Origin of the sequence: Mycobacterium sp. UM_CSW (assembly GCF_000455205.1) — a bacterium.
Lineage (GTDB): Bacteria > Actinomycetota > Actinomycetes > Mycobacteriales > Mycobacteriaceae > Mycobacterium.
The window spans coordinates 1-8,737 of sequence record NZ_AUWQ01000087.1; the positions used below are offsets into that span (position 1 = coordinate 1).

The 8,737-nt window shown below is 67.2% G+C and carries 12 protein-coding genes; 11 read left to right on the forward strand and 1 reads right to left on the reverse strand.

The features are described from left to right. Nucleotides 1-159: 159 nt before the first annotated feature. The 10 genes from N415_RS32345 (at nt 160) to rraA (ending at nt 6,536) form a co-directional block, all read left to right on the forward strand. Nucleotides 160-315: a hypothetical protein gene (locus tag N415_RS32345; RefSeq protein ID WP_173817455.1), complete on the forward strand. Its 156-nt coding sequence runs from the start codon at nt 160-162 to the stop codon at nt 313-315. Nucleotides 316-453: 138 nt separating this feature from the next. Beyond that, complete coding sequence (locus N415_RS24935) at nt 454-1,077, forward strand: superoxide dismutase (RefSeq protein WP_067150615.1); 624 nt, start codon at nt 454-456, stop codon at nt 1,075-1,077. 195 nt (nt 1,078-1,272) lie between these two features. Continuing rightward, a complete protein-coding gene (locus tag N415_RS24940; protein WP_068187561.1) occupies nt 1,273-1,806 on the forward strand; it encodes a peptidase in 534 nt (177 codons plus the stop codon). 233 nt (nt 1,807-2,039) lie between these two features. After that, on the forward strand, nt 2,040-2,735 hold the full coding sequence (locus N415_RS24945) for a TMEM165/GDT1 family protein (protein WP_068187562.1): 696 nt from the start codon (nt 2,040-2,042) through the stop codon (nt 2,733-2,735). A gap of 454 nt (nt 2,736-3,189) precedes the next feature. After that, the gene (locus N415_RS24950; RefSeq protein ID WP_066930409.1) at nt 3,190-3,588 is read left to right on the forward strand and encodes a helix-turn-helix transcriptional regulator; all 399 of its coding nucleotides are present in this window, start codon (nt 3,190-3,192) and stop codon (nt 3,586-3,588) included. Nucleotides 3,589-3,729: 141 nt separating this feature from the next. After that, entirely contained in the window at nt 3,730-4,386 is a 657-nt protein-coding gene (locus N415_RS24955; protein ID WP_068187568.1) for a DUF6474 family protein, read from the forward strand. A gap of 14 nt (nt 4,387-4,400) precedes the next feature. Continuing rightward, a complete protein-coding gene (locus N415_RS24960) occupies nt 4,401-5,015 on the forward strand; it encodes a YcnI family protein (RefSeq protein WP_239645693.1) in 615 nt (204 codons plus the stop codon). Nucleotides 5,016-5,059: 44 nt separating this feature from the next. Continuing rightward, on the forward strand, nt 5,060-5,524 hold the full coding sequence (locus N415_RS24965; RefSeq protein ID WP_239645694.1) for a copper resistance CopC family protein: 465 nt from the start codon (nt 5,060-5,062) through the stop codon (nt 5,522-5,524). Nucleotides 5,525-5,626: 102 nt separating this feature from the next. Then, a complete protein-coding gene (locus tag N415_RS24970) occupies nt 5,627-6,049 on the forward strand; it encodes a nucleoid-structuring protein H-NS (RefSeq protein ID WP_068187565.1) in 423 nt (140 codons plus the stop codon). A 1-nt stretch (nt 6,050) separates the two neighbouring features. Further along, nucleotides 6,051-6,536: a ribonuclease E activity regulator RraA gene (rraA, locus tag N415_RS24975; RefSeq protein ID WP_068187566.1), complete on the forward strand. Its 486-nt coding sequence runs from the start codon at nt 6,051-6,053 to the stop codon at nt 6,534-6,536. Here rraA and N415_RS24980 read toward each other — a convergent pair. Further along, nucleotides 6,533-8,002 (reverse strand): NAD(P)/FAD-dependent oxidoreductase, encoded by a 1,470-nt coding sequence (locus N415_RS24980; RefSeq protein ID WP_068187567.1) that lies wholly within the window; start codon nt 8,000-8,002, stop codon nt 6,533-6,535. The genes rraA and N415_RS24980 overlap by 4 nt on opposite strands. 76 nt (nt 8,003-8,078) lie before the next feature. Between N415_RS24980 and N415_RS24985 the strand changes: the two genes are divergently transcribed. Continuing rightward, nucleotides 8,079-8,720, forward strand: a complete 642-nt coding sequence (locus N415_RS24985; protein ID WP_068187569.1) for a TetR/AcrR family transcriptional regulator — start codon at nt 8,079-8,081, stop codon at nt 8,718-8,720. Nucleotides 8,721-8,737 lie beyond the last annotated feature (17 nt).

Here is an 8,737-nt window from a genome sequence, read left to right on the forward strand (position 1 = left end):
CGCCGCGATCGCCGGTGCCCGCCCGCTGTGCACTTCTCCGGCACGCGGTTACCCAGTGCGTTTTCCAACCGCAGTGTGAGGGGTTATGATCACCGTCACGAAAAATCGTTGTGACTCACCTCACTTGGGCGAGGTGGACGTGCAGGTGAAAGGCGCTTGATGGCCACGCATTCGTTTGGTCCGGGTTCCCCGGCCCCGTCGAACTCGTATTCCGGCTCGCCTGCCTGCAATCACAGCTATAGCGTCGCCGCCTTGCGCGCCGCCCTGGTCGCGCTGGCGCTGCTCGCCGTCCTCGTCGTCATCGTCTTGTCTTGAACCAACGCCCACCGGGTACCCCTCGCTAGCGGCCGTTCTTGCGGCGCGCGCGGTCATGGAGCAGGGTTGATTACGGCTGGCCGCCGCGTGGCAGCCCCGCGCAGGAGCGCCAAGACGATAACCGAAGAAAGGAATGCAGTGGCTGTATACAACTTGCCGGACTTGGACTGGGATTACGGTGCGCTGGAACCGCACATCTCCGGTCAAATCAACGAACTTCATCACGACAAACACCACGCCACCTACGTCAAAGGCGCCAACGACGCCCTGGAGAAACTCGAAGAGGCGCGGGCCAAGGGAGATCACGCCGCGATCCTGTTGAACGAGAAGAACTTGGCGTTCAACTTGGGTGGTCACGTCAACCACACCATCTGGTGGAAGAACCTTTCCCCGAACGGCGGTGACAAGCCGACCGGAGAGCTCGCCGCGGCGATCGACGACGCGTTCGGGTCATTCGACAACTTCCGGGCGCAGTTTCATGCCGCTGCCACCACCGTGCAGGGGTCGGGCTGGGCGGCGCTCGGCTGGGACACGCTGGGTAACAAGCTGCTGATCTTCCAGGTGTACGACCACCAGTCGAATTTCCCGCTCGGGATCGTGCCGCTGCTGCTGCTCGACATGTGGGAGCACGCTTTTTACCTTCAGTACAAGAATGTCAAGGTTGACTTCGCCAAGGCGTTCTGGAACGTGGTGAACTGGGCGGATGTCCAGGACCGCTATGCGGCCGCGACCTCCAAGACCCAGGGACTGATCGCCGGCTGACTTCATCTCGAAACGGCGGGAGCGTCGCGCGGATTGCGCGGCGCTCCCGTCGTTTATCGGGCGTGAATTTGGGCACTTTGAAAATATGTACGCCAGTGACCGTGTCGGGTTGCAAGGCGCCGAAGGCGCAGGCATGCTTAATTATTCGAGCTACCAGCGTGGTTATTCGAAACGAGGCGTCGCGCGGAGGTCGAGATGGAAACCGGGTCGGATCGACCGATAGGGATAGCACCCTTTCATGCCCGCGGTGCCCTTAAGGGGTTTGTGATCTCCGGGCGTTGGCCCGATTCGACCAAGGAATGGGCCCAACTGCTGATGGTAGCGGTCCGGGTCGCGTCGCTGCCCGGATTGCTTTCCACCACAACGGTGTTCGGTGCCCGCGAGGAGTTGCCCGACGAACCCGAGCCGGGCACCGTCGGCCTGGTGCTGGCCGAGGGCACCGTCTTCGGCGAATCCGCCATCCAGCCAGGGTATTTCGCGGACCATCAGCCCCCGGCGTTGCTGATGTTGCATCCGCCGTCGGAAACCACGCCCTCGTTGCCGGAATGCAACGGGGCCGCGTCCGGGTGTGTGCTGCTGCCGGGACTGCCGTACCTGGGATTGGAGCACCGCGCCGCGTGGGTGGAGGCGGAGGCCGACGGAACCATCACATCGATGGTGAGCCGGGTGGGCGTCGACCCGATCAGCCATCCGGACACGGCGATCCTGGCGATGCTGCTTGCCGCGTAAGGGAATTCAAATCGCAGAATACGGCTGGCCGAAATCGGCCACCTTTCTTCCGCTGGCCCGACCCACCCGCTAGCCTGTGAACCGTTAGCGAAGGGGAGTAGCCCCGAATCGTCGAGTCGACATACTGGCGCATAGCCCGGCCGGCGAACCGGTCCTCGGGTCCGGTGGGCGAGACCTTCGACCGATGTTCGGTGACCCGTCAGTCACCGACACGTGTCGAAAGGTCGCCTGCCATGCTCGCCGCGACGCTCTTAACCCTCGGGGTGGTTTTCCTCGCCGAACTCGGCGACCGGTCCCAGCTGATCACCATGACCTTCGCGCTGCGCTACCGATGGTGGGTGGTGCTCACCGGCGTGGCGATCGCCGCCTGCCTGGTGCACGGGGTGACCGTGGGGATCGGCCATTTCCTCGGCACCACCCTCCCCGCACGCCCGATGGCGTTCGCGTCGGCGATCGCGTTCCTGATCTTCGCCCTGTGGGCCTGGCGCGAGGGGACGGCCGGCGGCGAGACGGTCTCGACGAAGGGGGAATCCCGTTTCGCGCTGCTGACCGTGGTGTCGTCCTTCGTGCTCGCCGAGCTGAGCGACAAGACGTCGCTCGCGACCGTCTCGTTGGCCAGCGATCACGACTGGACCGGCGTCTGGGTCGGCTCCACCTTGGGGATGGTTCTTGCCGACGGACTGGCGATCGCGGCTGGGACGTTGCTGCATCGGCGTCTTCCCCAGCAGCTGCTGCATGCCGTGGCCGGGCTGCTGTTCCTGATGTTCGGCCTCTGGATGCTGTTCGACACCGCGCTGGGACTGCGCTCGGTGGCCATCGCGGTGACCGTCGCCGCCGTGCTGGTCGCCGCCACAGTGGGCGCGGCGCAAACTCTGCGGCGGCGCCGCAAGGAGGCCGCACCCGCCGGGGGGTCACCGGACGTCGGCTAGAGTGCCGTCGGCGCCACTTCCCTACGCTGTCGCGACCCCGAAAACGCCCCAGGGGTACCTTCCGGGGGCCATTAGGTGCACCCACGGCCCGTTTTGCGGGCGTGTCACCGACTTGACAGCAAAGGTTGTCGGCGACGGGCGGGCGTTGCGCGCTGGTTGCCGTGCAATCGCCTAGCAGCCTCGGTCGAGGCGCGCGTCCCTCCGTGGTGCCGAGCGCCCGCCACGCCCGGCCAGACCCCGAACGCTGCGGATAACCTGTGAGTTTCGGTTATTTAGTGGACACCCCAGCGAATTAGTTAGACGCTCGTCAAGTGGGTATTCGGCAGCTGTCAGCAATGCCGGTACCCAACCACTCGGGGTTTGCACCTGGATGCGGCCCCAAACCGCCGGTACGATGATCAGCAAATACACCTCGGCAATAGTTCACTTCTACAGCCAAGTGGAGGTCATATCGATGAGCACGACGTTCGCCGCCCGCCTGAATCGCTTGTTCGACACGGTGTATCCACCAGGGCGCGGGCCGCACACCTCGGCGGAGGTGATCGCCGCACTCAAGGCGGAGGGCATCACGATGTCGGCTCCCTACCTGTCCCAGCTACGTTCGGGCAACCGCACCAACCCTTCGTCGGCGACCATGGCCGCCCTGGCCAACTTCTTCCGGATCAAGCCGGCCTACTTCACCGACGACGAGTACTACGAGAAGCTCGACAAGGAGTTGTCCTGGCTGGCGACGATGCGCGATGACGGTGTGCGCCGCATCGCCCTGGCCGCGGTCGGGTTGTCCCCGCAGGCACAGCAAGACGTCGTGGAGCGGGTCAAGGAGCTGCGCCGCGCCGAACACCTGGACGCCTAGCCGACGCTCGGGCCCGGCCGGCTGCACGGCCCCGACCTGAACGGCTGCCGTCGGCGCATGCCGATTAGGGTTGGCTTTCGGATCGCGCACACGCGAGCGATGGACGACGAAGCCAGCGAGATTATCGGGAGGCGGCCGGCAATGGGCCTGTTCCGCAAGCGAAAGAGTCGCGCGACGCGTCGCGCCGAGGCCCGAGCGATCAAGGCCCGCGCCAAGCTCGAGGCCAAGCTGGCCGCCAAGAACGACGCCCGCCGGCTCAAGGCCGACCGGCGCGCTGCCGAAAAGGCCCTCAAGGCACAGATCAAATCGCAGCGGGACAGCGACCGCACGGCGTTGAAGGTCGCCGAGGCCGAGCTCAAGACCGCACGGGAGGGCAAGTTGCTGTCGCCGACTCGGATCCGCCGGGTGCTGACCGTATCTCGGCTGCTCGCGCCCATCCTGACGCCGCTGATCTACCGCGGCGCCATGGCTGCGCGCGCAGTCATCGACCAGCGGCGCGCCGATCAGCTGGGCGTCCCGCTGGCGCAGATCGGCCAGTTCTCCGGGCAGGGCGCCCAACTGTCGGCCCGGATCGCCGGCTCGGAGAAGTCGCTGCGGGTGGTGCAGGAAAAGAAGCCCAAGGACGCCGAGACCAAGCAGTTCGTCAGCGCCATCACCGAAAGGCTCAGCGACCTCTCGGCGGCCGTCACCGCCGCGGAGAACATGCCGGCCGCGCGACGACGGGCGGCGCACGCGGCGATCTCGTCGCAGCTCGACGGCATCGAGGCGGACCTGATGGCGCGCCTCGGACTGACGTGAAGGCCGCACGCGTCCTGATCGCGGTCGCAGCGCTCTATCTCGCTTCGGCGGCGGGCATCCCGACGGCGTGGGCGCACGTGCATGCCAGCAGCGACAACCCGGTTCGCGGCGCCATGGCGATCGTCACCTTCCAGGTGCCCAACGAATCCAATACGGGTGCGGCGACCACCGCGCTGACCGTCGGCCTGCCTAACGTGGCCGTGGCGAGCACCGAAGCCGTTCCCGGATGGACGGCCCGACTGGACCGCGACGCGGCGGCCGGCACCGTCCGCTCGGTGACCTGGACCGCCGCTCCAAACGCCGGGATCGCACCGGACCAATTCGCGCTGTTCCGGATCTCGGTGCAACTGCCCGACTCCGACACCGTCAGCTTCCCGGCCACCCAGACGTATTCCGACGGCACGGTCGTGAAGTGGGACCAGCCGCCGCTGCCCGGCGGCGGTGAGCCGGAACACCCGGCACCCGCGTTGACGCTCAGCGCGACGGCCGGGTCACCGCACGAGCACCACCACCCTGCGGCGGCCGCGCCGCCGAGGTCATCGGACACCACCGCGCGCATGCTGGGCGGCGCGGCGCTGGCGCTGGCCGTCCTGGGCGTAGCCCTCGCCGTGGTCCGCCGCCGGGCATGACGCGCCGGGCGCTCGCCGCCTGGGCAGGCTTGCTGCTGGCCGCCATGATGTCCACCGCGATCTGCACCGCCCACCCGGCGTCGGCGCACGCGGCGCGGTTGTCCACCGACCCCGCGGACAATGCGGTTCTGACGACCGGTCCGGCCCGGGTGACCGCGACGTTCAACGAGCGGTTGCAGACGACGTTCGCGGCGATGACGGTCGTCGGACCCGACGGCAACCAGTGGTCGAGCGGGGAACCCAGCGTGCAGGGCGCGGTCGTCGGCGTCGGCGTGCGGCCGCTCGGCCCGGCCGGCACCTACACGGTGAATTACCGCGTGACCTCCGCGGATGGCCACGTGGTGTCGGGGTCCTGGTCGTTTCGGCTGACGGTCCCCGGCACCGGAACGCCCGGACCGCCCACGGCGGGTCCCGACGGCGGTGGGGGCGTTCCGGCATGGCCGTTCGCGGTGGCGGCCGTGGCCCTGGTCGCCGCCGGCGGCTGGTGGGCGGTGCGCCGCAGACCCTGAGCGCCCTGGCCAGCGAGGCCGTCCCGCGCCTCCTGGCATGATGGGACGCGAGCAACCCGGCCCGCGCGAAAGAACTCTAGAGAGCTGCAAAGGAGCGGCCGCATGGCAGACCCGCAGGACCAACCCAACAGCGAACCCGACGGCGCTTCGACACCACCGGAGAAGAAACCTCCCGCCAAGGCCGCCAAGAAGGCGGCGAAAGCGCCCGCTAAAAAGGCACCTGCGAAGAAGGCCCCGGCGAAAAAGGCGGCTGCCAAAAAAGCGCCCGCCAAGAAGGCCCCCGCCAAAGCTGCGCCGCCTGCGCCGCCCCTCGGCATACAGCAGCGGATCGAGACCAACGGTGAACTCGCCGCTGCCGCCAAAGACGCTGCCGCACAAGCAAAGTCGACCGTGGAGGGCGCCAACAACCCGGTCGCACCCCAGGCGCCGCCGGCCGCACCCGGCCAATCCCCGGTGCCGCTGATCGTGGCCGTTGCGCTCAGCCTGCTGGCGATCCTGCTGATCCGGCAGCTGCGGCGCCGCTGAGGTGGCGGTTTCATTTCGGCCGACCGCCGACCTCGTCGATGTGATCGGCCCCGACGTACGCAGCTGCGACCTTCAATTCCGCCAGTTCGGCGGCCGCTCGGAATTCGCCGGGCCCGTCAGCACCGTGCGCTGCTTCCAGGACAACGCGTTGCTGAAGTCGGTGCTCTCGGGGCCGGGCAACGGCGGTGTACTCGTGATCGACGGCTCCGGTTCGCTGCACACCGCGCTCGTCGGCGACGTCATCGCCGAATTGGCCCGCTCCAACGGCTGGGCCGGGCTGGTCATCAACGGCGCGGTGCGTGACGCCGCCGCGCTGCGCGGCATCGATATCGGCATCAAGGCGCTGGGCACCAATCCCCGCAAGAGCGGCAAGACCGGCGCCGGCGAGCGCGACATCGAAATCAGCCTCGGCGGAGTGACTTTCGCGCCCGGCGACATCGCCTACAGCGACGACGACGGCATCGTCGTCACCGCGGCTGCGGGCTAAACCGACACGACCGCGGGGTTTTTGGCGAACCGCAGGCCCTCGTCGGCGATCTTGCCGCGGCGGATCAGCCGGATGTCGCGCACGTAGTTCTGGTTCAACCGCCATGGCGTGCGTGAACCCTGCTTGGGCAACTCGTCGAGCGAGCGGAGCACGTAGCCGGGAGTGAATTCCATGAACGGACGCTCTTCGACGTCGGAACCCGGGTGCTCAACGACCACGGTGTCAAATCCGTTGTCGTCCATGTAGTTCAGCAGCCGGCAGGCGAACTCGGACACCAGGTCGGCCTTCAGCGTCCACGATGCGTTGGTGTAACCGACGGTGTAGACCATGTTCGGCAGCCCGGACAGCATCATGCCCTTGTAGGCCATCGTCTTGGTCAGGTCCACCGGCTGCCCGTCGATGGTCACGGTCGCGCCGCCGAACAGCTGCAGGTTCAAACCCGTTGCGGTGATGATGATGTCGGCGGGCAGCTCCTGACCCGAGTTGAGCCGGATGCCGGTCGGGGTGAATCGGTCGATGGTGTCGGTGACCACGTCGGCCTTGCCCTTCCGGATGACGCGAAAGAGGTCGCCGCTGGGGACGAGGCACAGCCGCTGGTCCCACGGGTTGTAATGCGGGCCGAAGTGCTTCTGCACGTCGTACCCCTCGGGAAGCTGGCGCTGCACAAAGCCGAGCAGGATCTTTCGCATCCGCTGCGGCCACTTCTGACAGGCGGCGTAAAGCGCCGCCTGGCGCAGCACATTCCGCCAGCGAATCGCGGTGTACGCCTGCTTCTCCGGCAACAAGCGGTTGAGCCGCTCGGCCAACTTGTCCCGCTTCGGCTGCGAGACGATGTAGGTCGGTGACCGCTGCAGCATCGTGACGTGCTTGGCACCCGACTCCGCCATCGCCGGAATCAGGGTGACCGCGGTCGCGCCACTGCCGATCACGACGACGTTCTTGTCCGTGTAGTCGAGGTCCTGGGGCCAGTGCTGCGGGTGGATGATCGGGCCCTGGAAATCCTCCGAGCCTGCGAACTTCGGCGCGAACCCCTGTTCGTAGTTGTAGTAGCCACTGCACAAGAACAGGAACGTGCACGTGATTGTGCTTGGCACGCCGTTGTTTTCGACCTGCAGCGTCCAGCGGTTCTCCGCGTTGGACCAGTCGGCGCTGACCACCCTGTGGTTGAGCCGGATGTGCTTGTCGATGCCGTACATGACCGCGGTGCCCTTGACGTAGTCGAGGATGGGCCCGCCGTCGGCGATGGCCTGGCGCTCGGTCCACGGACGGAAGCGGAAGCCCAGCGTGTACATGTCCGAGTCGGAACGGATGCCCGGGTAGCGGAACAAATCCCAGGTGCCCCCCATGGCCGCGCGCTTCTCCAAAATGGCGTAGCTCTTGGTCGGGCAGCGGTCCTGCAGGTGCCAGGCGGCGCTCACGCCGGAGATGCCGGCCCCCACGATGACGACGTCGAGGTGCTCAGTCATGGGGCCACGCTATCAACACAGTGTTGAGGTGGTCAACAGTGTGTCGAAACTTTCGACCCCATGTAAAGTGGCGGCCGTGACTACCGCCGGAACAACCCGCGCCCTCCGCGGTCGCCGCGCCCTGCGCACCTCGGGTGACGACCGTGAGCAGGCGATCCTGGCGACCGCCGAGCGGCTGCTTGAGGAGCGGGGGTTCAGCGGCATCTCGGTCGACGACCTGGCCAAGGGCGCCGGCCTTTCCCGGCCGACCTTCTATTTCTATTTCAAGTCCAAGGAGGACGTGCTGCTCTCGCTGCTCGAGCCGGTCATCGCGCGCGCCGACTCCGAGTTCGACGGCGCCGTGCAGCGCCTCCCCGAGGATCCGCGCCGCGTGTGGCGCAACGGCATCAAGGCGTTCTACACGGCGTTCAGCACGCACCGGACGCTGGCGCGCGCCGCGACGGAGGCGCTGGCCACCAGCTCCGAGCTCCGGTCGGTGTGGCTGGGATTCATGCAGAAATGGATCGACCAGACCGCGGCGATGATCACCGCGGAGCGGGCGCGCGGTGCCGCCCCAGAGACCATTCCCGCCGTCGACCTCGCGACGTCGCTGAACCAGATGAACGAACGCACGATGATGGCCGCGCTGGCGGCGGAGAAACCGGCCGTCGACGAGGACCGCGTCGTCGACACACTCACCCACATCTGGGTCACCAGCATCTACGGCGAAACGGGTTAAGTGGCGATCGCAAGCGC

Excerpts from the sequence above, each read along its gene's own strand:
- N415_RS32345 (WP_173817455.1), top strand. The coding sequence starts at position 160 with ATGGCCACGCATTCGTTTGGTCCGGGTTCCCCGGCCCCGTCGAACTCG.
- N415_RS24940 (WP_068187561.1), top strand. The coding sequence starts at position 1,273 with ATGGAAACCGGGTCGGATCGACCGATAGGGATAGCACCCTTTCATGCC.
- N415_RS24945 (WP_068187562.1), top strand. The coding sequence starts at position 2,040 with ATGCTCGCCGCGACGCTCTTAACCCTCGGGGTGGTTTTCCTCGCCGAA.
- N415_RS24950 (WP_066930409.1), top strand. The coding sequence starts at position 3,190 with ATGAGCACGACGTTCGCCGCCCGCCTGAATCGCTTGTTCGACACGGTG.
- N415_RS24955 (WP_068187568.1), top strand. The coding sequence starts at position 3,730 with ATGGGCCTGTTCCGCAAGCGAAAGAGTCGCGCGACGCGTCGCGCCGAG.
- N415_RS24965 (WP_239645694.1), top strand. The coding sequence starts at position 5,060 with ATGATGTCCACCGCGATCTGCACCGCCCACCCGGCGTCGGCGCACGCG.
- N415_RS24970 (WP_068187565.1), top strand. The coding sequence starts at position 5,627 with ATGGCAGACCCGCAGGACCAACCCAACAGCGAACCCGACGGCGCTTCG.
- N415_RS24980 (WP_068187567.1), bottom strand. The coding sequence starts at position 8,002 with ATGACTGAGCACCTCGACGTCGTCATCGTGGGGGCCGGCATCTCCGGC.